Origin of the sequence: Sphingobacterium sp. MYb382, assembly GCF_037572665.1 — a bacterium.
Taxonomy (GTDB): domain Bacteria; phylum Bacteroidota; class Bacteroidia; order Sphingobacteriales; family Sphingobacteriaceae; genus Sphingobacterium.
Map to the genome: position 1 here is coordinate 20954 of NZ_JBBGZT010000019.1, position 23712 is coordinate 44665.

The 23712-nt window shown below is 40.8% G+C and carries 21 protein-coding genes; 5 read left to right on the forward strand and 16 right to left on the reverse strand.

All coding sequences use genetic code 11. The features are described 5' to 3' along the window. Nucleotides 1–241: 241 nt before the first annotated feature. The 4 genes from WH223_RS08045 to WH223_RS08060 all read left to right on the forward strand — a co-directional run bounded on the left by WH223_RS08045 (nt 242) and on the right by WH223_RS08060 (nt 3983). Entirely contained in the window at nt 242–1090 is an 849-nt protein-coding gene (locus WH223_RS08045) for a 4-hydroxy-3-methylbut-2-enyl diphosphate reductase (RefSeq protein WP_340047042.1), read from the forward strand. 71 nt (nt 1091–1161) lie between these two features. Further along, nucleotides 1162–2190 carry a ferrochelatase gene (gene hemH, locus WH223_RS08050; RefSeq protein WP_340047044.1) on the forward strand — a complete coding sequence of 343 codons (1029 nt, stop codon included), beginning with the start codon at nt 1162–1164 and terminating at the stop codon, nt 2188–2190. Between the two features lie 6 nt (nt 2191–2196). After that, the gene (locus WH223_RS08055) at nt 2197–3468 is read left to right on the forward strand and encodes a metallophosphoesterase (RefSeq protein ID WP_340047045.1); all 1272 of its coding nucleotides are present in this window, start codon (nt 2197–2199) and stop codon (nt 3466–3468) included. A gap of 95 nt (nt 3469–3563) precedes the next feature. Continuing rightward, a complete protein-coding gene (locus WH223_RS08060) occupies nt 3564–3983 on the forward strand; it encodes a nucleoside-diphosphate kinase (protein ID WP_340047046.1) in 420 nt (139 codons plus the stop codon). 73 nt (nt 3984–4056) lie between these two features. Here WH223_RS08060 and WH223_RS08065 read toward each other — a convergent pair whose 3' ends face one another. From WH223_RS08065 to WH223_RS08085, 5 genes are all read right to left on the reverse strand, one after another. Continuing rightward, nucleotides 4057–5442, reverse strand: a complete 1386-nt coding sequence (locus WH223_RS08065) for a nucleotide sugar dehydrogenase (RefSeq protein ID WP_340047047.1) — start codon at nt 5440–5442, stop codon at nt 4057–4059. Nucleotides 5443–5663: 221 nt separating this feature from the next. Beyond that, on the reverse strand, nt 5664–7193 hold the full coding sequence (locus WH223_RS08070; RefSeq protein WP_340047048.1) for a helix-turn-helix domain-containing protein: 1530 nt from the start codon (nt 7191–7193) through the stop codon (nt 5664–5666). Next, nucleotides 7190–8278 carry a helix-turn-helix domain-containing protein gene (locus tag WH223_RS08075; RefSeq protein ID WP_340047050.1) on the reverse strand — a complete coding sequence of 363 codons (1089 nt, stop codon included), beginning with the start codon at nt 8276–8278 and terminating at the stop codon, nt 7190–7192. The genes WH223_RS08070 and WH223_RS08075 overlap by 4 nt, the downstream gene beginning before the upstream one ends. A 2-nt stretch (nt 8279–8280) precedes the next feature. Continuing rightward, nucleotides 8281–9234, reverse strand: coding sequence for a helix-turn-helix domain-containing protein (locus tag WH223_RS08080; RefSeq protein ID WP_340047051.1), 954 nt, complete (start codon nt 9232–9234; stop codon nt 8281–8283). A gap of 367 nt (nt 9235–9601) precedes the next feature. Then, nucleotides 9602–10771 (reverse strand): tetratricopeptide repeat protein, encoded by a 1170-nt coding sequence (locus WH223_RS08085; RefSeq protein ID WP_340047052.1) that lies wholly within the window; start codon nt 10769–10771, stop codon nt 9602–9604. A gap of 167 nt (nt 10772–10938) precedes the next feature. Here WH223_RS08085 and WH223_RS08090 point away from each other — a divergent pair, with 167 nt between their 5' ends. Continuing rightward, nucleotides 10939–12219 carry a replication-associated recombination protein A gene (locus WH223_RS08090; RefSeq protein WP_340047053.1) on the forward strand — a complete coding sequence of 427 codons (1281 nt, stop codon included), beginning with the start codon at nt 10939–10941 and terminating at the stop codon, nt 12217–12219. Between the two features lie 42 nt (nt 12220–12261). Here the strand turns inward: WH223_RS08090 and WH223_RS08095 are convergent, their stop codons facing one another. Genes WH223_RS08095 through WH223_RS08145 form a run of 11 tightly spaced genes read right to left on the reverse strand, consistent with a single transcriptional unit; the run spans nt 12262 to nt 23702 of the window. Beyond that, the gene (locus tag WH223_RS08095; protein ID WP_340047054.1) at nt 12262–13641 is read right to left on the reverse strand and encodes an NADH-quinone oxidoreductase subunit N; all 1380 of its coding nucleotides are present in this window, start codon (nt 13639–13641) and stop codon (nt 12262–12264) included. A gap of 20 nt (nt 13642–13661) precedes the next feature. Beyond that, nucleotides 13662–15107: a complex I subunit 4 family protein gene (locus tag WH223_RS08100; protein ID WP_340047055.1), complete on the reverse strand. Its 1446-nt coding sequence runs from the start codon at nt 15105–15107 to the stop codon at nt 13662–13664. 31 nt (nt 15108–15138) lie between these two features. Continuing rightward, entirely contained in the window at nt 15139–17058 is a 1920-nt protein-coding gene (gene nuoL / locus WH223_RS08105) for an NADH-quinone oxidoreductase subunit L (RefSeq protein WP_340047056.1), read from the reverse strand. 29 nt (nt 17059–17087) lie between these two features. Continuing rightward, nucleotides 17088–17417 carry an NADH-quinone oxidoreductase subunit NuoK gene (gene nuoK / locus WH223_RS08110; protein ID WP_340047058.1) on the reverse strand — a complete coding sequence of 110 codons (330 nt, stop codon included), beginning with the start codon at nt 17415–17417 and terminating at the stop codon, nt 17088–17090. Beyond that, complete coding sequence (locus WH223_RS08115; protein ID WP_340047059.1) at nt 17417–17914, reverse strand: NADH-quinone oxidoreductase subunit J family protein; 498 nt, start codon at nt 17912–17914, stop codon at nt 17417–17419. The genes nuoK and WH223_RS08115 overlap by 1 nt, the downstream gene beginning before the upstream one ends. Nucleotide 17915: 1 nt before the next feature. Next, the gene (locus WH223_RS08120) at nt 17916–18440 is read right to left on the reverse strand and encodes a NuoI/complex I 23 kDa subunit family protein (protein ID WP_340047060.1); all 525 of its coding nucleotides are present in this window, start codon (nt 18438–18440) and stop codon (nt 17916–17918) included. Between the two features lie 57 nt (nt 18441–18497). Next, the gene (gene nuoH, locus WH223_RS08125; protein ID WP_340047061.1) at nt 18498–19535 is read right to left on the reverse strand and encodes an NADH-quinone oxidoreductase subunit NuoH; all 1038 of its coding nucleotides are present in this window, start codon (nt 19533–19535) and stop codon (nt 18498–18500) included. 15 nt (nt 19536–19550) lie between these two features. Continuing rightward, complete coding sequence (locus WH223_RS08130) at nt 19551–20561, reverse strand: 2Fe-2S iron-sulfur cluster-binding protein (RefSeq protein ID WP_340047062.1); 1011 nt, start codon at nt 20559–20561, stop codon at nt 19551–19553. A gap of 34 nt (nt 20562–20595) precedes the next feature. After that, entirely contained in the window at nt 20596–21948 is a 1353-nt protein-coding gene (gene nuoF, locus WH223_RS08135) for an NADH-quinone oxidoreductase subunit NuoF (protein WP_340047063.1), read from the reverse strand. Between the two features lie 7 nt (nt 21949–21955). Then, the gene (locus tag WH223_RS08140; protein ID WP_340047064.1) at nt 21956–22474 is read right to left on the reverse strand and encodes an NADH-quinone oxidoreductase subunit NuoE family protein; all 519 of its coding nucleotides are present in this window, start codon (nt 22472–22474) and stop codon (nt 21956–21958) included. Next, on the reverse strand, nt 22467–23702 hold the full coding sequence (locus WH223_RS08145; RefSeq protein ID WP_340047065.1) for an NADH-quinone oxidoreductase subunit D: 1236 nt from the start codon (nt 23700–23702) through the stop codon (nt 22467–22469). The genes WH223_RS08140 and WH223_RS08145 overlap by 8 nt, the downstream gene beginning before the upstream one ends. Between the last annotated feature and the right edge of the window lie 10 nt (nt 23703–23712).

The following is a 23712-nucleotide window of genomic DNA, read 5'->3' on the forward strand; positions in this document are numbered from 1 at the left end:
GTTTGTTCTTAAATCGCTTAGCCACAGCCTAAAGAAAAAAGATGCCGCAATTTGAGCAGATATTCTGAAGGCTTTTATAAATCATTGCGCACACAAACAGGCTCAATAATTCAAATGCTAAGTTAACCTTATTGTCAATTTTCGTTTGTAATATGCCCTTAAGGGCTTTAAGAGGGCTTTTTCAACAAGCCCTCTTTTATTTACCCCTACTTATCCCAATTCAAATTCTTAACTTTGTTGTATGACTAAAAATCTGCACGTAACAATCGACAAAGACTCAGGTTTCTGCTTCGGAGTTGTCTACGCCATCGACATGGCAGAAGAGATTCTAGAAGAAGAAGGATATCTCTATTGCTTGGGCGATATCGTACATAACGATGAGGAGGTTGCTCGCTTAAAAGCCAAAGGGCTACGCATCATTGGCCATGAAGATTTCATCCAACTAAAGGACGAGAAAGTACTTATCAGAGCGCACGGTGAAGCGCCTGAGACCTATAAAACAGCATTAGAGAATAATATTACACTTATTGACGCTTCATGTCCAGTGGTTCTAAAGCTGCAAAACAGAATTAAAACCTCCCATGATAATGACGAGAAAATACTTATTTTCGGCAAACATGGGCATGCAGAAGTCATCGGGTTACAAGGTCAAACAAACAACGAGGCTCTTGTCTTTCAAGATATAACAGAATTAGACAATAAGGAGCTTCCAGCATCCTTTACGCTCTATAGCCAAACAACAAAAAGTGTTTCAAAATTTTACGAAATTAAAGAAGAACTTATTAGACGCGGCTACGAAATAAAAGCGAACGACACCATCTGTAGACAGGTGTCTAATCGTTACGAAGACTTAGGTGACTTTGCTCGTCAATACGATAAGATTGTATTTGTATCCGGTAAAAAATCATCCAACGGAAAAGTATTATATGACGTTTGCAAACAAGCAAACCCACAGAGCTACTTTGTTTCGGATGTTGCCGAAATTGATGTAACACAGTTCAACACCAATGAAACTGTCGGCATATGTGGTGCAACATCAACACCTATGTGGCTCATGAAAGAGGTAAAGCAAGCCTTAGAGCAACTTTAAAGCATAGCATGTAATTTTCATTTTACACATAGTCAGGCATTTTCGAATATTTTTTAATTACTTTTACATAAATGAGTCATAAAGCAACGAAGGGCGTGTTGTTGGTTCAGCTGGGAACACCAGATTCACCAGCAACCAGTGATGTACATAAATATTTAACGGAGTTTTTAATGGATCCACGCGTACTGGACATTCCATATCTTGGAAGAACAGCGCTGGTAAAAGGGGTTATCGTACCTAAACGTGCCGAGCAATCGGCTGCGACCTATGCAACCATATGGGACGAAAAAACAGGATCTCCATTAATGTATTACAGTGAACTTCAACGCGACCTTCTTCAAAAGGAATTGGGCGACGACTACCATGTCGAATTGGCCATGCGTTACCAAAATCCATCCCTTGAAGACGCACTTAAAAACATGCAAGACATGTTTTTATCCTCTATACGTGTTATTCCACTTTTTCCACAGTATGCTTCTGCTACTACCGGTTCTGTAATTGATCGTGTAATGGAAATTATGCGCACTTGGCAGTACATACCGAGTGTTAGCTTCGTAAGTAATTATTGCGATGATGATGAAATGATTGCGACCTATGCGGCGCATGGACAAAAGCATGATATCGATAGCTTTGACCACGTTTTATTTAGTTACCACGGCCTACCTGTACGCCAATTAGGAAAAGTAGACCCTAGTGGAGCGAAGAAATGTCCTGAATTTGGATGTGAATCTTGCCAACAAGAGAAAAAACCATACTGCTACCTATCTCACTGTTATGCTACAACAAGAGCGATAGTAGCCAAATTAAATTTACCAAAAGAAAAATATACCCTGTGTTTCCAGTCGCGTCTCGGCAAAACACCATGGATTCAACCCTACACTTCAGATACACTACATCAACTCGCTACAAAGGGAGTCAAACGACTACTCGTTTTCAGCCCTGCCTTTGTTGCTGATTGTATTGAAACACTTGATGAAATACTCGTGGAATACGGAAATGAATTTAAAGAATTAGGTGGTGAAGAAGTGGCCATGGTAGAAAGCTTGAACGACGATCCCCAATGGATTAACGTCCTAAAGCGACTTGCACAAGAAAAGTAAAAAATTATGCTTATACTCAATGCTGTATTACTCGTAATATTCGACTTTTATATCTTTTTCGCCCTTCGGGCAACAAAGATCAAAGCTGTTAAAACAAAATGGTTCAGCTTCATCTGGTGGGGCTACTCCATTGGATTATTGGTAGGCTTATTTATATCTGCTAAGTACAACATACCTTTAATGTACCGGTCGATAATTTTGGTTGCCTTCTTCATGACGGCCACCAGCAAGTTTATCTTCATCTTGGTCCTGCTAGCAGATGATATCCGCCGTGGCGGTGTTTGGATAAGCAGGCTATTCTCACCGCGGAAGAGAGAATCGCTTGCCGAGCGTGTAGAAGACCTTGCGGAGCCGCTGCCTGAAAACCCTAAACATGGAATCAGCAGATCCGAGTTTCTAACTAAATCCGGTATATTGGTGGCTTCACTGCCTGTAGTACCGTTGGCATGGGGCGTAATTTCTGGAGGATACGACTATCAAATAAGACGACAAAAATTGTACTTACCAAACCTACCAGCGTCATTCCATGGTATGCGCATAGCGCAAATATCGGATGTACACTCCGGTTCGTTCTACAATAAAAAAGCCGTCCTCGGTGGTGTAGAAATGCTACTCAACGAAAAAGCAGATGTCACCTTCTTCACGGGAGATTTAGTAAATAATATCGCATCTGAGATGCGGGACTATCAAGACATCTTCAGCAAAGTAAAATCCGACCTTGGCGTATACTCCACACTAGGAAATCACGATTACGGGGACTATTACTACGGTCCTACAGATTCCCTCGCGAAGAGAAAAAATCTACAAGATGTTATCGACACCCATAAAGTCATGGGATGGGACCTGCTAATGGATGAACACAGATCCTTAAAATTAAATAACGAAGAGATTTCAATTGTCGGCGTACAAAACTGGGGAACGGGAAGATTTCCGAAAAAAGGAGATCTAAAAAAAGCCCTTATGGGAACAGAAGAATCTCCTGTAAAGCTTCTTTTATCACACGACCCATCACACTGGCGTGCTCAAGTACTCGACACTGATGTAGACGTCATGTTTGCCGGACATACACACGGTATGCAGTTTGGTGTACGTAATGAACATTTCCAGTGGAGCCCTGCGAAATATATCTATAAAGAATGGGCAGGACTATATGAAGAAAAACAACAGAAATTGTATGTAAACGTAGGTTACGGATTTTTAGGTTATCCAGGCCGCGTAGGCATACTTCCTGAAATAACTATTTTTGAACTTATTAAAGGTGAAAAACCACTCGTATAAAAAAGAAAAAGCTGAAAACCAGAACGATAAATAAAACGTAAGGTTTCTTTTTTACTACTTAGTTTTCATACCTTTGCAAAAAATTTGATTAACAAATGGCAACTAACAGAACATTCACAATGATTAAGCCTGATGCAGTAGCAAACGGCCATATCGGAGCAATCTTAAACGACATTATCGCTGGTGGTTTTAAAATCGTAGCGATGAAATACATCCAATTAGGTACAGAGACTGCGGGTAACTTTTATGCAGTACACAAAGAAAGACCTTTCTACGGTGAATTAGTTTCATTCATGACTTCTGGTCCTATCGTTGCAGCTATCTTAGAAAAAGACAATGCTGTTGAAGATTTCCGTACGTTAATTGGTGCTACAAACCCTGCTGACGCTGCTGAAGGAACTATCCGTAACAAATACGCTAAATCTATCGATGCTAACGCAATTCACGGTTCTGATTCAGACGAAAATGCAGCAATCGAAGGTAACTTCTTCTTCTCGCAAATCGAACGCTTCTAATACAAGCTTCTTATATCATTAAAAAAGGGGAACAGCATGCTGTTCCCCTTTTCTATATATTATGATGAGTACACTATTCACCAATTGCGTAATAGATAAAACCCAATTCTTCCAATTTAGCGCGATCAAGAAGCTTACGCCCGTCAAACACAAATGAAGGCTTCTTCATATTTTCTTTTATACGCACCCAATCGTAATCCTTAAATTCATCCCACTCGGTAAGTACCGCAATGGCATGCGCTCCTTTACAGGCCTCGTAAGGGTCTCCACAGACGGTCAACTGCGCTATATTATCTTCCGAAGAACGACTATTTAAATAATCAACATCAAGATATACGCGCTCAGGAGCAACCTTAGGGTCATAAACAGCAAGCAGTGCTTCCTCACTCATCAAATAGTCTGAAACATAAATAGCAGCAGACTCTCGGGTATCATTGGTATCTTTCTTAAAAGCCCAACCCAATATAGCGACCTTCTTGCCAGATACTGTATTGTATAAAGTCTGGATAATATGATCGGCAAAGCGTCTCTTCTGATGCTCGTTCATTAGGATTACTTGATCCCAATAGTCAGCAACCTCCGGCAAGTTATAGGAGCGAGCGATATATACTAGATTTAAAATATCCTTTTGAAAACAAGAACCACCAAAGCCTACAGAAGCCTTTAAAAACTTAGGTCCAATACGCGAATCCATACCAATCGCCTTAGCAACCTCATCTACGTTAGCCCCAGTTTTTTCGCAGAGCTCCGAAATAGAATTAATAGAAGATACACGTTGCGCTAAAAAGGCATTAGCCGTTAATTTTGATAATTCGGAAGACCATAAATTAGTCGTTAAAATACGTTCACGCTCCACCCATTCGGCATAAATATTTACCAAAGCATCAATAGCATCTTTATTTTCACCACCAATAAGCACCCGATCAGGCTTTAACAGATCCGTCACTGCGGTACCTTCAGCAAGAAATTCAGGGTTAGAAAGAATATGAAAATTAACACCATTTCCGGTGTTATCTAAGATGCTTTTCAAAGCAGCGGCCGTACGAACAGGTAGTGTGGATTTCTCTACAACAATTTTATCTGATGTAGCTACTGCGGCAATTTGACGAGCACAAAGCTCGATAAACTTCAAATCAGCAGCCATCCCCTTCCCTTTACCATAATTTTTTGTCGGTGTATTCACGGAAATAAAAATCATATCGGCTTCCGCAATAGCCTTATCTACGTCTGTAGAAAAAAATAAATTACGCCCACGTGCTGAAGCAACAATAGCGTCCAATCCAGGCTCATAAACCGGCAATAGGGATAAATCTTCACTATTCCATGCAGCTATACGCTCCGCATTCATATCTACAATGGTAACCTCAATTGCAGGACATTGACTAGCGACAACAGACATGGTAGGACCGCCTACGTAACCTGCGCCAATACAACAAATCTTTTTTATTTCAAACGACATAATAATCTATAATAGACAAAGGTAATCAATTTAAAGGAGGTGAATTTACAAGATCATGTAGGAAATACACTACAACTTGCTAAATTGATTTTGCAATTACAAAAATAAGTTTGATATTTGTTTCATCATAATTTAGGTTTATAATTGGTTATAAAGGTTTTCATTCTCCCCGTTTGGAAACCTTTTTTTTATGCCCCTAAATGAAGAATTTCCCTACTTTTTTAAGAAAGACCTTCTATTTTTCGATCCCGCAAATCTTGTATGTATATCGATGGTAGCTGCCCTGTTTCTGCTTTAAAAGCGGTTAAAAACTGGCTATGCGAACTAAATCCAGCTAAGGTAGCTATATAGCTTATCTTACACTCCAGAAGCTTTGCATCGGTAGCCAAGCACGCTTGAATATAGTCGATTCGGCAGGCCTGAATAAATTCATTAAAATCCTTACCGCGCCAATTTTTCAACATGTACGACACATACCTTTGGTTGGTATCCATCAAAGAGGCTACTTTAGATAGCGACATATGAGGGTCAAGAAAAAAACTACTCTTCTCTAACTCCAGAAGCCTTTGTAGCAGTCTACTTTCGGTCTCTTTGGCTATAGAAAAATAGGACTCTTCCAAAACAATACTTGTGGAGTCATCGCCTTCAACGGCAGCTATAGTTTCCCTGGTATCCGCAGATCGACGGCGAATAAACCACATACGAAGGAATAAAAATATACAAATAAGTAGCAGGACAAGCACAAAAACGGTTAAAATAAGATGCCTTATTTTTTCCTTTTCTTCCACAGCAGTAGCTTCATCCAAGAGTTCATTCGCCATCTTACGCGTCAAGGCCGCTTGTTGGTCACTCAATTCTTGATATAACTTACGGTAGCTAGCCGCTTGCATCTTATCGACAACATCATAATAGGCGATGTAACTTGAGTAAAGAAGCTTCTTCAACTCTTCACGATCTGAACTCTCTATATAAGGAGCTGCCTGGTCTAAAAACTTTTTAGCGTCTTCATAATTCCCTCTTTTCAACGATACTTCCGCTAAGCCTCGATAAACGTAAGGAACTAAGTTACTCTCCTGCCCCTGAAGATCATTCAGTGCTGCATAAAATAAGACATCAGCGGTATCCAGCTTCCCTAGAGCGAGCTGAGAAACACCTAGTAGCTGATTATTCGTAGCGCGCACCAAACGTGCTCGTGGGTTTATAGAAGAATCGGCGGCCAAATAATGCTGCGCCTCGATTAGAAAGGCTATTGCGGCATCATGCGCGTTCATTTCCACGGCATGAAAAGCCTTTTCCTGCAAAATATTAACTTTCGTCAACTTATACCCCTTAGCATCTTTCTGTCGCTCATTTGCCTTCTCGGCTTTATCAAGATACTTTTTTGATTCCGAGAGCAAACCGACATTACGATAAGTGGTTGCTAAAAAACCGGAAGTACGCGCTTCCCACTCTGCAAAACCGTCAAGTTCCGCAATAGCCTGCGCCTTGACAACATGCTTCAGCGCCATGGAAATATCACCAATACTATGCTTGATATTTGCCAAAAGCATCAGTGTTTTTATCCGTTGTTCATCGTTCTTTGCAGATTGAAAAAGAGAGTCTGCTATACGATAGGCATCCTTAACATCTGCGGCGATTCGAGCGCTATAGACCTCATTGTAACGACGCTCAAAATCATCCTTCTCTTGACCGGAAACTAGCGTTGCCGACAAAAAAAAGAAATAGATAAAAACGAAAAAGAAATTTTTCATGATTCGAGGGGTGATGAACCTATATATTTCTCCCGATAAGCTAATGGGGTACAATCTTTTTCTTGGCTAAAATTACGATAAAATGAAGCTCTGGAACTAAATCCACAGGCAAAAGCTAAATTCTCGACATTAAAATCAACATCAGCTTTCAATAAAAGTTGACATGCATAAGCGATACGCCATGAATTTACTGTACGTACAAAACTATCTTCATATACCTGTTGAAAATACTGCGAAATAATATGCTTCGGAATACTTAAATCTTTCGACATTGTTTCCAACTTAAAAGCTGGATTTAGGTATCTATCTTTCGTTAAGTACTCTTTTATCTTATTAAAAAACGGAAGAGGTATCTCCCGCGATGGCTCAATGCGCTCAATAACAAGAGGAGGAAGTTGTTTAATTTTCGAAGAATGAACCGCAACGACGCGAGAGAATTCAACCAAACGGTTTAATAAATAAAAATACACCGTAAGAACAGCCAAAAGCATCGCAATTAAGGTCACAAGACGAGCAGCTGGCATATCTTGCACAATATGTTGACCGGCACGAAGCACGATAAGAGGCAAGAAAAAAGAAGCCAGCACGATGAGGATAATCATCGCATAACTATAAATAGTACTGCAAACGGCCGTATCCTTACTCCCTTTTAAAATAAGAATTATAGGATAAACAGACCAAGATATCACAATAGTCGTATACAAAGCCGTGTAGTAACTATCCGCATACGCTTCTCTGAAGTTACTATTTATGAGGAAAAAAACATAAGCAACGAATCCAATCGCAAAAGCACTGAGATGCACGATATACTCCCCATTACGGATACGTCTACCATGAGATATTCGATAACCAAAGAACAACAAAGGTCCATAGATAAGTCCAAAAGGAGACCCCAAGTCAACATAGCGATAGCCGCTGAATACCTCCCGAAAAAGGTAAGCATGTCCCATATTGAGAATAGCAACAAACAAAAAGACAATCAAAAGCATGTTCATTGCTGAACGTTCTTTCTGAATAAAGCCTAGATGTATAGCAAGAAAACTTACAGAGAAAATCGCTACATAAAGTAAATCCGTTACCGACATGCTTAGCTAGCAATTAGTTTTGACCGATAGGCTGAAGGAGAAACGCCTACAAAAAGTTTAAAATAACGATAAAACACAGTTTTTGAACTAAAGCCACTTTCATTAGCTATAGCTTCCATCTTCAATTGATCCGTTGTGCTATCCAACAATTCCAAAGCATATTGAATACGGTATTTAGCTAACCATTCATAATAATTACTTTGTGCATGTAGATTAATAAAGTCCGAAATATCTGTCTTCGAAATTGATGTATGCTCAGCAAGATCGGCTAAAGTCAAGCGTGGGTTCAAAAACAACTCATCCTTCAGCATCACCTTTTCCAAAACTTGACCATGATTACTATAAACATGATCCAAAACATTAGCATCATCGTCCGTAGTAATCTCTAAACCTTTTTCCCGCCTACCAAAAAAGCTTCTGTACAAAAAGTGACACGATATAAGGGCACTAAAAAATAAAAATAACGAAAGGGTGAAAGTATATTCCGAAAAAATAGGCGTCACTAGAATTATCTCATCATAGAAAAAGATACAGAAGGCTGATGCTCCGAACCCCATTCCGATAAGCTGACGAACTAAAAGAATATAACTATCACTAATTCCTTTAAAACTTTGACTCATCTTGAAGGATAGAAAAATACAATACGAAAAGGTAGAGACGATGGCGAAAAAGAACGTTACGTTAAAATAATAAGGTGATGGATAAAAAAGCGTCCATACATACCAAATACTAAAAAAAAGAAAAGGAAGAAATTGTACTAAAAATAAACGACTAGAAAATCGCTCACCAGTACTTGTAATATGGTAAATAGCATAAAGTAAGGGACCATACAACAAGCCAAAAGGCACACTCATTGTGAAACTCATCACAATTAAATGCAAAACTTGAACAACAGCAAAACAGAATACATAAGATTCAAAAGCCGTCATCTTTTTAGAACCATATCCTAATATCATCACTAAACGTTAAATTTACAGGTACTTGTTCTTCGATTCGACGATGAGCAATAAAAACATGTCCATACCTAACTACTTCATACATCTACAAATCGCAACACAACAAGATTTTATTACACAAACGATTGCGTAATATGATAATCCGTATGCTTAAAGCGTAAATACTTAGTTAATATGCCATTGGCGAATATTCAAAATTAAGACTTTGAACTGGATTTTGATGAATATAACGTGTCGATTATACAATTTGTAGATGTAGCGCTACAAAAATAAAGAAGAAATGTCGATTAAAAAACAATAAACTATTAACAACGGTTATACTCGGCTTATCTAACAAAAGACTTAACTATTTACGCAATTAAACAGACTAAAAATCCCCATCTGTCTTGAACAACTCACGACGAAGCGTTTGATAGCTACGTAATGTATTTTCTGCATTGGGAATGTCATTTCGCTCCATGTAAACCTGACCTAAGCGATCCGCAATTGCTAATTGTAGCAGCTTGTTTTGCTCCAATTGTGCCAGCTTATCGGCACGAATAAACTCTTGCTCAGCAACCGTATAATTCTTTTGTACTTGTTTCGAAAAGGCTAACATATATTCAATTACCGCCAAATCATTGGTAACGTTCCGTTTTACAGCCAAATCACGTGCCTGAATTAAAAACCATTGCGCTTCTGTATGTTTATTTTGCCATTGGTAAATCTTAGCTAAAGCAACCCAAGCATCGACTTTCTGATCATAAGCTTTCGCTTTATTCAATAAAGGAATAGCCTTACGGATAATGGTACTCTCGGCAGAGATATAATCTTTGTCAAAAGCCTGAATCAACGCTATTTTAACTAGAGAAACAGCCTGTTCTACGCCATTTTTATGCTGAACGGCCATTTTATAGCTTGCCTCTTGGAAGAAACCTGCATTTTCAACGTCTTTAAGGTAAAAATAGATGTTGGCTAAATTGTATTGAATGGTCGCCAAATCACCCGTTTCCTTCGTTTTCTGCGCATGAAGTAATGCCTCGTTTAATAGATGCACCGCCTCTTTAATATCTTGACTTCGCAAAGCCTGAACAGCATAAGCCTGCAACAGCGCATAAGCCAAAGGATAGTTTTCCAAATTTGCTTCATGCTCTACTAGCCTTAACCAATCAGCCTTGTTTATAGGCACCGTTGACAACAAAGGCTGAATACTCGCCTCATTACTCGTCGCCTTAAAACCTTCTACCAATTGTTGAAAATCCAATGCTTTAGTAATGCTATCCTGAAAGCCCAACTTAAGCGTATACGAATCCTGAAGCTTTTCTTTCTTGGACTTCTCTGGATATACTACATAAACGGTTGGACCAATGCCGTTAAATTTTTTATTATACTTCGTTACAGAACCACTATCCCCCTCCGGCAGCTTCTTTGACTGCGCATGCAGCCCCTCAGCCCCCGATAGCAATACCGCGATAGTACCTAAAAAGGATAGACAATATAGTTTATGTACCTTATCAAAACGCCCAAAAGGCGAGATTAAACTGCTTAAAAATCGCATATATTTTATACTCTGATTATATCAAACTTACTGAATTTTAGATTCAAATGCAATAATGCAGATTTCCTGTTGCCGGATTTACGAACCTCAATTCACCTCACAAAAACTAAAACGAACATAAACCACTACTGTTGCTTGTCTAAAATTTTTAGTAATTTCGTATTATTATGGTAACAACAACTCCCTTGGCAGAACGCATGCGTCCAAAAAATATGGCCGACTATATTGGTCAGCAACATATCTTTGGAGAAGGTGCTGTATTACGACAAGCAATTGAACAAAAAAACATACCGTCGATGCTTTTTTGGGGGCCTCCTGGCGTCGGAAAAACAAGCCTTGCACTCCTTATTGCGAATGAGCTAAATCGCCCATTTTTTGCTTTAAGCGCTATTCAATCGGGCGTAAAAGATATTCGAGAAGTACTGGAGAAGGCCGAACAACTACGCAATTTTCATCAGCAACAACCCATCTTATTTATCGATGAGATTCATCGCTTCTCCAAATCACAACAAGATTCTTTACTAGGCGCTGTAGAGCGTGGTATCGTTGTGCTTATTGGGGCGACCACAGAGAATCCTTCGTTTGAGGTCATCTCCGCATTATTATCCCGTTGTCAGGTCTATGTGCTTGAACACCTCTCTGAAGAGGACCTACTGGCCATCCTCCATAGAGCTCAAGAGAAAGATAGCTATATAAAAGAACACCCTGTCGTTATTGAAGAGCATGAAGCTTTATTTAGATTATCCGGTGGAGATGCTCGCAAACTACTCAATGTTTTCGAATTGGTACACAATGCTGCGCTAACGCAAAAGCAAAATATTACCAACGCCTTTGTCTTAAAACAGGTACAGCAGAATTTAGCGCTATACGACAAAAATGGAGAGCAACACTATGATATCATATCGGCCTTCATCAAGTCCATTCGCGGAAGCGACCCGAATGCGGCAATATATTGGCTAGCACGAATGATTCAAGGCGGCGAAGATCCTTCTTTTATTGCTCGCCGACTACTTATTCTTGCATCGGAGGATATTGGCAATGCCAATCCCAATGCGCTACTGCTAGCTAACAACTGCTTTCAAGCAGTAAATGTAATCGGTTGGCCCGAATCGCGTATTATCCTGGCACAAACGGTTACCTATCTAGCCTCCTCAGCAAAAAGTAATGCCTCTTACGAGGCCATCAACACGGCATTATCAATCGTGAAGCAAACCGGAAATCTACCCGTTCCGCTACACTTAAGAAATGCACCGACAAAGCTGATGAAAGAATTGAATTACGGAACAGAATACAAATACGCACATGCTTTCCCTGGGAATTTTGTAGAGCAAGAGTTCTTTCCTGACGAGCTTAGTGGCACGACCTTGTATAAACCAGGAAATAATGCGGGCGAAAGCAAGCTCCGTGAGTCCCTAAAAAATAAATGGAAAGACCGTTACGACTATTAAGTCACAACGGTCTTTCCATTTATATATGAAAGCTATTTTAACCTACAAAAAGGCAATAATGCAATCTGGATAAATACCCGTAATTAAAGTCAAAAGAGCGGCAATCGCAAAAACCACTTTATAGCTTAATGGAGTCTTCCAAGCAAAAGCTTGATCGCTATCCTTGAAATACATATGGATGACGACACGCAAATAGAAATAAACCCCAATAGCTGCATTTACCACCGCCAAGAGCAATAAGATAATATTAGATGTTTGCATCACCTGATTGAACATCATAAATTTACCCATAAAACCAGCTGTCAACGGTATCCCCGCAAGTGACAACATAGCCAACGTTAATACAGCAGCTAACCAAGGCTTACGCTTACCCAAACCGTTAAAAGATTCAAAATGGTCTGATCCTGTTTCCCGCTTCACAAGAATTAAAACACCAAAAGCAATAATGGAAGCTAAAGCATAGGCCGTAGCATAAGTAAACAAACTCGTAGCAGAGCTACCGCTTAAGGCCACCAGCGAAAAAAGCATATAACCAGCATGAGCAATACTAGAGTAAGCCATCATCCGCTTAAAGCTAGATTGCATCAAGGCTGAAATGTTGCCAACGAATAAAGTAATCACCACTATAGTCAGCAATACAGGAGTCCACACCTCGGTTACAGGAATAAACACCATACTGAAAAGGCGTAAAAAAGCTACAAATGAAGCTATCTTAACGACAGTACTCATAAATGCTGTAATCAATATCGGAGCACCATCGTATACGTCGGGCGTCCAAAAATGAAAAGGAGCAGCACCAATCTTAAAGCATAAGCCACATAATAAAAGTAAAAGACCTGCATAGAATAAAGGCGATAAACTATCGGTAGATGACACATACGTGGCTAAGCCCGCCAAATCAAAAGTTCCTGAAGCACCATACAATAAGGTAATACCGAAAAGCAGAAAGCCTGTCGAAAAAGCACCCATTAAAAAGTACTTTAAAGCAGCTTCGTTACCGTGCAAGTCATTCTTACGAATACCGACTAACACATATAAAGCAACAGACATAATCTCAATGCCAATAAAAAGCATAGCAAAATTATGATAAGAGCATACTAATAAAGCACCTGTTAAAGAGAAAAGTAGCAAACAATAATACTCAGCTACATTATCACTGATACTTCGAAAATATTCTTTAGACAGCAATAAAATCAAGGCCGTAATAAAGATGCACAACAAAGAAAAAGACAAGGCAAAGGTATCAAAGCGTACCATGCCATGAAAAATCGGTGCTGCCGACGTATCCCAACTCGCAATGGTCAAGCCAAAGGCTAAAGCTAAGCCCAATAAGGTTACAGGAAGTAATGCATTTTTGGCTTTAAACAAGCCTAAATACAAAACTAAAATCCCCAAGACACACAGTGTTATAATCGCTCCCATAATATATTGATCTCGCTATTTTAAAATTTAATCTGATTTAATAAATTGACGACTGATGCTTCTGACAAGTGCAATAACGAATCCGGAACGACACCCAAAAACAGGGTAACAGTAACGACCGCTAAAAGCACGATAAACTCGGAACAGGACAAAGCAGGCAATGGTCCGTAAGGTGTAGCCGGAGTTCCAAGCATGGTTTTTTGATAAAAACGAAGCATATAAACAGCACCAAAAATTAGTGTTAGCCCTCCAACCGCAGCATACCATACGCCAAATCCAAAAACACCTTTCAGCAATAAAAACTCCCCAATAAACCCATTTGTCAGGGGAAGCCCAATAGCACCCAACAAAATAATGAGGAAGAAGACGGCAAACTCAGGTAGTTTTGAAGCTAAGCCTCCGAGTTCATTTAATTGGCGCGTATGCGTACGCTTCTCTATAATGTCAATTACTAAGAATAAACCAACCACACTAAAACCATGGTTCACCATCTGGATAATCGCCCCTTGTAAACCTTCGCCACGCAAAGAGATTACTCCTGCGGTAATCAAACCGACGTGCGCAATCGAAGAAAAAGCAATCAACCGTTTTGCATCTCTCTGTTTAAATGCAATAATAGAAGCATACACTAAGCCAATGACACAAAGGGTCATTACCAAAGGACCATAACTCAATACCGCAAAAGGAGCAACAGGCAGCAGCCAACGGATGATGCCGTATACGCCCATTTTTAGCATAACACCAGCCAACAACATAGTACCTGCAGAAGGGGCATGGGTATAGGTTGCTGGTTGCCAAGTATGTAAAGGGAAAATAGGAATCTTAATCGCAAAGGCGATAAAGAAAGCCCAGAAAACCCAACGTTGCGTAGATTCCGATAAGTCTAAATGAACAAAAGAACTCCATTCAAAATTGCGCTCTGGCACCTGATTGTATAGGTACAAAATGGCAACTAACATCAGAAGACTACCAAAAAAGGTATAAATAAAGAATTTTAAGTTAACACGAATACGATCTCCTTCTCCCCATAGACCACAAATAAAATAAATAGGAATCAAGGCTACTTCCCAACCGACATAGAAAGAGAAAGCATCCAAAGCAAGGAAAACCAACAATAATCCGGCTTGCATAAAAGCAACCAAACCATAGAAATTACCTTTAAAATCTTTATCAAAAGTCGTTAATACAATCAAAGGAATTAACGCATTAGTCAGCAGCACCAACGGCAAGCTGATACCATCCACCCCAATATGTAAGCGAACGCCTAAGGCACTTATCCAATTCCAGCTTTGCTCAAACTGCATCAAGCCTTCAGGCTGAAAAGCCAAGAGAAATGGAATAGTAGCCAATACTTGTACCAAAGCCAAGCCTAAAGCCAACCGTCTTGCAAGCACCGTATTTTTGATTCCGAACAAAGCAAATGCCGATAGCAACGGAATCAATAGAAGTATAAATAGGTTATTCATTAATCGTCAATATTAAATGCTAAAAAACGTCTTAAATTGTGATGATGCCATAAATCAGAACGGCCATAATCCCTAAAACCATCATCAGGATATAGAAGCCTACATAGCCACTTTGCAGCTGCCTCACTCCTTTTCCCGAACCTACAAAGAAAGAAGCAATACCATTCACAAAGCCATCGATACCGAGCTTCTCCACATATGTATATAAAAAGTTAGAAAGCCATTTGAGTGGTTTTACAATCAGCGTATCATAAAACTCATCGATATATAGCTTATGATATGACAGGTTGTATAAAAGGCCCTTCGTTGTAGCATCTTCTGTAGGAATACTATTCTTAGCAGCATATTGGCGGTACGCATAAAGTGCAACTCCAATAGCAATTACTGCAGAAACAGCCATTAATATATATTCCGTCTCATGACTTAGCTGCAATGCATAGTTCTCTATCGCACTACCCGAATAAACAGGGGCTAAAAAATTAGCCAATGCGTGATGTCCTCCCAATGCCTCTGGTAAATTAATCAAGCCACCAACGACCGATAATATGGCTAAAACAACCAGTGGAACCGTCATCTGCCAAGGAGACTCATGCAAATGCGCACGTTGGTCATCCGTTCCTCTAAAGGAGCCAAAGAAAGTTAAAAACAATAACCTGAACATATAGAAAGCCGTAAACAAAGCCGTTAAAATACCCACAGCCCAGTACACGATATTAGCCTGAAAAGCATGAGCTAGAATCTCATCTTTAGAGAAGAAGCCTGCAAATGGAGGAATACCACTTATCGCAATTGTCGCAATAAACATGGTTGCAAACGTAACAGGTAAAGCTTTCCGTAAGCCACCCATACGGCGCATATCTTGCTCATTACCCATCGCATGAATCACAGAACCAGCGCCCAAGAAAAGTAAAGCCTTAAAGAAAGCATGCGTCAAAACGTGGAAAAAAGCCCCTGTAAAAGCGCCAACACCTAAGCCTAAAAACATATAGCCTAATTGTGAAACCGTAGAATAGGCCAATACCTTTTTGATATCATTCTGCGTAAGCGCTATAAAAGCGGCAACCAAAGCTGTCGCTAACCCGACGATAGCCATAATCTCTAGCGTCAAAGGCGACAATAGAAATAACACATTAGAACGCACAACCATATAAACACCTGCCGTCACCATCGTCGCTGCGTGAATCAACGCCGAAACGGGCGTCGGTCCTGCCATCGCATCAGGGAGCCAAGTGAACAATGGAATCTGTGCCGATTTCCCTGTTGCTGCTACAAAAAGTAATAAGGTGATGATAACAACCGTGCTATCCCCAACACTTAAGGAAGCCGCTTGATCAAAAACAGCGGAGTATTCTAGTGAGCCAAAATGCCCTAAGATAAAGAACAATGCTATCAAAAAGCCCAAATCACCAATTCTATTCATCACAAAAGCTTTCTTGGCGGCTGATGCGTAAGAGGAGTTGGTAAACCAAAAACCGATGAGTAGGTAAGAACATAAACCAACGCCTTCCCAACCGATAAACATCACCAAATAGTTGGAGCCCATCACCAATAAGGTCATGAAGAAGATGAACAAATTTAGAAAAGCAAAGAATTTGCCTAGCTCCTTATCATTATGCATATAACTATAGGAGTACAGATGGATTAAAAAACCGATACCGGTGATGATTAACAACATCGTCGCACTCAAAGGATCTACCAAGAAGGATAAACCAACATGGAGACTCCCTACTGAAAACCAATCAAATAAATGCTGATAAATAGCAACAGACTCTCCTGCTTGCCGCGCAGCCCATACCTCTGAAAAAAGAAGTAAACTCAAAACAAAAGGAACAAAAACAGCTACAGAGCCCAGCAAACCAATTACAGGTTTCGGAAAACTATGCCGCCCCAGTCCGTTTAAAACAAATCCTAAAAAGGGTATTAAAGGTATTAACCAAAGTAATTCTGCCATAAAAATCGTACTAAAGAACTGTTAATTGTTTACCAACGTAGTTTACTCAATGACTCAATATCAACCGACTTCGTATTCCTATACACCATCACAATAATCGCCAAACCAACGGCAACCTCTGCGGCAGCCAAGGCCATTACAAAGAATACAAACACCTGTCCACTCGGATCCCCACGATAGGCCGAGAAAGCAGCCAACAACACGTTGACCGAGTTGAGCATCAACTCAATGGACATCATAATGATAATGACATTGCGACGAATTAGAACGCCTACAACACCAATCGCAAAAAGGATGCTACTAAAAATAATATAGTGGTCTAAAGGCACCCCTTGCATCTGTTGAACAATATTTTCCATTATGCTTTCTTTACGTCTTTTTTAGCTAATAAAACTGCCCCCACCATTGCTGTAAGTAGCAAAATAGATGAAATCTCAAAAGGCAGTAGAAACTCCTTAAACAAAACCTTACCGAGGTTCTTCACCAGGCCTACATCGCTATTGGCAACAATCATGGCATGGCTAGGCTCCAACACACGGAACGCTCCCAATAAGGTTGCTATTAAACACATGCCAGCAATACCACCAATAACTTTCACCAAGGTAGACTTCATCGGCTCCGACTCTTTATTCAGGTTTAACAACATCAGAATAAAAAGAAACAGCACCATAATCGCCCCCATATACACGATAAAATTAACGACAGCTAAAAACTGTGCATTCAACAAAATATAATGAATAGTTAACGTGAAAAAGGTAATCACCAGATATAGCACACTATGTACAGGGTTCTTGGTTAGAATCGTCATAATGGCGAAAAAGATAGCCAGGAAAGCTGCTAAATAAAATACAGACATACTAAATTGGTTTTTCTTGGTTTAATTTTTTAATATCAAATACAGGCTCCACAAGCTTATCCTTACCATAGATAAAATCCTTACGTAAGTATTCAGCGGTCACATGTGAGCCATCCAGATAGATAGCTTCCTTCGGACAAGCTTCCTCACAAAGGCCACAAAAAATACAACGCAGCATATTGATTTCATAAACGGCAGCATATTTCTCCTCACGGTACAAAGCCTCCTCTCCAGGCTTACGCTCTGCAGCAGTCATCGTGATGGCCTCTGCTGGGCATGACAAAGCACATAAGCCGCAGGCTGTGCAACGCTCACGTCCTTGTTCATCACGCTTCAAGGAGTGCTGCCCCCTAAAATTCTTCGAATAAGGACGTAGCTCTTCCGGATATTTCACCGTAGGTATCTTCATGAAAAAGTGACGAATCGTGATGCGTAGCCCTTTTGCAATAGCGGGCAAATACATACGTTCCCAAAAATTCATGGGTTTCTGCTCTATAACTTTCTTTCTATTTGATAATGACTGCATATTCATTTTCTTAAGCGGCCAAGCCGCGTCTATTGATCTATCCTAGTAACAAGAATGCTAAAAATAAAGGTCCTTCACCACGGTTACGATTCCCGTCAGTACAATATTGGCGATAGCCAAAGGAATCAATATTTTCCATCCTAGATTTAACAACTGGTCATAACGGAAGCGCGGTAAAGTCCAGCGAATCCACATGAAGAAGAAGATAAATCCAAATATTTTAAGGAAAAAGACCAGCACCCCAATAATAGTTATCCAGTTTTGGGACAAGCCCAAGTCATTCATAAAAGGGAAATTGTATCCACCAAAGTATAAAGCCGCCATCAATGCTGATGAAACAAACATATTGATATACTCAGAGAACATGTATAAACCTAGTTTCATCGACGAATACTCCGTATGATAACCGCCAATCAACTCGGTCTCACACTCCGGAAGGTCAAAAGGAACCCGGTTACACTCGGCAAACACACAAACAATAAAAATTAGGAAACCCAAAGGCTGCACCCATATATTCCAGTTGACAAAACCACTTTGCTGCGCGACGATTTCACGCATAGAAAGTGTACCCGTAACCATCAATAATGCAATAATAGCCAAGCCCATCCCAATCTCATAGCTGATACTCTGCGAAGCAGCACGTATCGTTCCCATAAGAGAGAATTTATTGTTAGATGCCCATCCCCCAAGCATAATGCCATATACACCTAAGGCGACAACACCAAATACATATAGGATGCCCACATTAATATCCGCCACCTGCAAAACAATCTCACGACCACCAATTGTCAAATTTTGCCCCCACGGAATAACCGCCGAGCTAATACAGGCTGTGATGATGGCCAAAGTAGGGCCTAGAATGAATAAAGTCTTATGTGCCCCTGCGGGGATAATCTCTTCCTTAAAGAAGAATTTACCGCCATCACATAAAGGCTGTAAAATACCGCCAATACCTGCCCGATTTGGACCATGGCGATCCTGCATAAAACCAGCGATTTTACGCTCTGCCAAGGTAGAGTACATTGCGATTACCAACGAAATGGTAAACACAATAACCACCAAAACCAATTTTTCTATAATAAAAGTAGCTTCCATGCTTAACGCTGTTTTTTATTTTAATCGTTCCGTTCTTGCCAACTGCTCCGCATTGGCCTCTTGCAATATCTCATCACGCTGAATAACCGCTGGTGGTGCAAAGCTGGTATAATGATTGGCCGTAATCACCGAATCTTTATCCACCTTAGTAGGCTCATCCAACACCCAATCTTTCGTCTCTTTCTTATCAAAACGACAGGTATTACAGATAAACTCATCCACCTCATTGTATTCATCTTTACGCCCTGTCACACGTAACACCTCTTCTCCTTTATACCAAAGGGTAACCTTGCCAGAGCAAGTCGGACAATCGCGATGTGCATCGACGGGCTTCGTAAACCAAACTCTACTTTTAAAGCGGAAAGTCTTATCCGTTAAAGCGCCAACAGGGCATACATCGATTACATTACCAATAAAGTCATGATCGATAGCTTTCTCAATGTAAGTGGATATTTCAGAATGATCACCACGATATAAAATACCGTGCTCACGTGTATCTGTCAGTTGGTTTGCTACAAATACACAACGGTAGCAAAGAATACAACGATTCATATGTAGCTGAATCTGCTCACCAATATCGATACGTTCAAAAGTTCGACGAGGGAAAGCATAACGTGTCTGCTCTGCTCCATGCTCATAACTTAAATCTTGAAGCTTACACTCCCCTGCTTGGTCACAAACAGGACAATCAAGCGGGTGGTTAATTAACAAAAGCTCTACGACAGATTTACGAGCATCTAATACCTCTGGAGAAGTGATGTTTTCAACCTCCATACCGTCCATCACTGTCGTGCGGCAAGAAGCAACAAGCTTCGGCATCGGTCGCGGGTCTTTGTCAGATCCTTTTGAAACTTTAACCAAGCAGGTACGGCATTTACCACCACTACCTTCTAGTTTGGAATAGTAACACATCGCCGGAGGCACAATGTCTCCGCCTATTTGTCGTGCTGCATTTAATATCGTCGTTCCGGGATCTACCTCCAACGGTATCCCATCAATCGTTACTTTAAATTTTTCGTCTGCCATTTTTCGTTCGCTAAAAAAGTAAATGTTACAGGTCTTAAACAAGTGGCATGCGCGGTTCAGCATAATGCGCTAAACCGAAATTCCTAGTTTGGGCTTCTTGTGGATGTTTGACATGCCATTCAAACTCATCTCTAAAATGTCTAATAGCCGCTGCCACCGGCCAAGCCGCCGCATCGCCCAATGGACAAATTGTATTTCCCTCAATCTTACTTTGTATATCCCATAATAAATCAATCTCCTCCATAGAGCCATGACCTGACTCAATGTTATGCAGCACCTTCTCCATCCATCCCGTTCCTTCGCGACATGGAGAACACTGACCACAACTTTCATGATGATAGAAACGTGTAAAATTCCACGTGTTGCGCACGACACATTGGTCTTCATCAAAAACAATGAAACCGCCCGACCCCATCATAGTCCCCGTCTGAAATCCACCATCAGCTAATGACTCATAGGTCATCAGGCGTGCATCACCTTTCGCTGTAGTCGACACCAAATTTGCCGGAATAATAGGAACCGAAGAACCGCCAGCTACCAAAGCCTTTAAGCGTTTGCCATTAGCGATTCCTCCACAATACTCGTCGGAATACAAAAATTCCTCGACGGGTAAACCCAATTCAATTTCATAAACACCAGGATTCACAATATTTCCGGAGACCGAAATCAATTTCGTTCCTGTACTACGCTCAATACCAATTTTAGCATACTCCTCACCCCCATCATTAATAATAGGCACAGTGGATGCTATGGACTCCACATTGTTTACCACCGTAGGACAGCCATAGAGCCCCGATACCGCTGGGAATGGTGGCTTTATACGTGGGTTACCACGCTTACCCTCCAAGGACTCTAATAGGGCTGTTTCTTCGCCACAGATATATGCACCACCACCAGGTTGCACATATATTTCCAAGTCGTAGCCTTTACCCAATATATTTTTACCTAAAAAGCCCGCGGCCTTTGCTTCGGCAATTGCTTTCTCAAGAATTCGAATCTGTGGCATCATTTCGCCACGCACATAGATATAAGATGTATGTGCCCCTAAGGCATAGCTAGAAACAATCATCCCTTCAATCAAAGCATGAGGAATCTTCGTCATCAAATAACGATCCTTAAACGTTCCTGGTTCAGACTCATCAGCGTTGCACACCAAATAACGAGCAACACCTTCTGGCTTCGCAAGAAAGCTCCACTTCATTCCTGTCGGAAAGCCTGCTCCACCGCGACCACGAAGGCCCGATTTCTTCACCTCTTCCACGACTTCATCTGGAGTCATGCCATTCAATACTTTCTCGACTGCGCGGTAACCGCCCTTTTGACGATAAACATCATAGGTAGCTATTCCCGGAACATCGATATGTGTCAACAATAATTTACGTGCCATACTAAATCTATTGTGCTTTCTTTTTTAATTCAGTTAATAGTTCATCCACACTTTCGGTCGTCAGGTTTTCATAGAATGTGTAGTCAGGACCAATTTGTAAAACAGGACCAAAGCCACATGCGGCCACACATTCTACCCCACGCCAAGAGAATAAACCATCGCTCGTAACCTCTCCTTCTTTCACCCCCAAACGGGCTTCAAGATGATCGATAATTTTCTCTGCACCGACCAAGCAACAAGGACCAGTACGGCATACCTCCAGCACATATTTGCCTTTCGGCTCCAAGAAAAACATCGTGTAAAAAGTGGCTACCTCATAAACCTCAATAGGTTCAATGTGTAAATAGGCTGCTACTTTCTCCATAGCATCTACACTCAACCAGCCGTACTCGGCTTGCACCAAGTGCAGAATAGGCAATAGTGCCGATTTCTGTCGCTTCTCGGGATAGCGCAACACCACCTCCTCAAATTGCTTCAACAGTTCCGCTGAGAAGCTTACTTTCATATTTTCTTTAACACTAAGCATCTAATTCTCCTGCAATAACGTTTAAACTACTCATATTGATAATCGCATCAGACAGTAACATGCCACTACTCATTGGCGCAAACATCTGATAGTTTATAAAAGAAGGTCTTCTGAAATGTAGACGGTAAGGCGCACGCCCACCATCATGGATAAGATAAAAACCCAACTCCCCATTTGCCCCTTCTACAGAATGGTAAACTTCCGATTGCGGCGAATCCCATTCACCCATCACAATCTTAAAATGATAAATCAAAGCCTCCATATTGGTATACACTTGCTCCTTCGGAGGAAGATAGAAAGCAGGAACATCCGCATGGAATACTCCAGCAGGCTCCTTAGCTATTTTTTCTAATGCTTGCTCGATAATACGTAGAGATTGTATCATCTCGTCGTTACGTACCATAAAACGATCATATACATCACCCGTTGTACCTACAGGGACATCAAACTCAAACTCTTCATAAGAACAATAAGGAGCCGAGACACGGACATCGTAATCCACGCCTGTAGCGCGCAAAATCGGCCCCGACCAGCTATAGCTTAAGGCCTCCTCAGGCGTCACAGCGGCAACTCCAGAGGTACGCTCAATAAAAATACGGTTGCGCACAAACATTTCTTCAAACTCAGCAAGAATCGCCGGGAAACGCTTAATAAAGGCTTCTATTTTTGCGAAAGCAACATCATTGAAGTCACGCTCAAAACCGCCGATACGCCCTATATTTGTGGTTAAGCGAGCACCACATATCTCTTCAAAAATTTCATAAATCAATTCGCGCTCCTGCATCAAATACAAGAATCCAGAGAAAGCACCTGTATCAACACCAAGAATACCGTTACAGATAATATGATCCGCAACGCGAGCAAGCTCCATAACAATAACACGCATGTATTGAACACGCTTAGGAATCTCAATCTCCAGCAGCTTCTCTACAGTCATGTGCCAGCCCATATTGTTTATAGGAGCCGAACAATAGTTCAGACGATCAGTAAGGGGAGTAATTTGATAAAATGGGCGATGTTCAGCTATTTTTTCAAAAGCACGGTGGATATAACCGATGGTAGAAACACCACTGACAATACGCTCACCATCTATCTTCACAACATTTTGGAAAACGCCATGTGTCGCAGGGTGCGTAGGGCCAATGTTTAGGGTCACTAATTCATCCTGCGGATCATTATCAACATATACGGGTCTATTCGGGCTTATCTTGGTAATTGGGTTGCTCATCTCTTCTCTA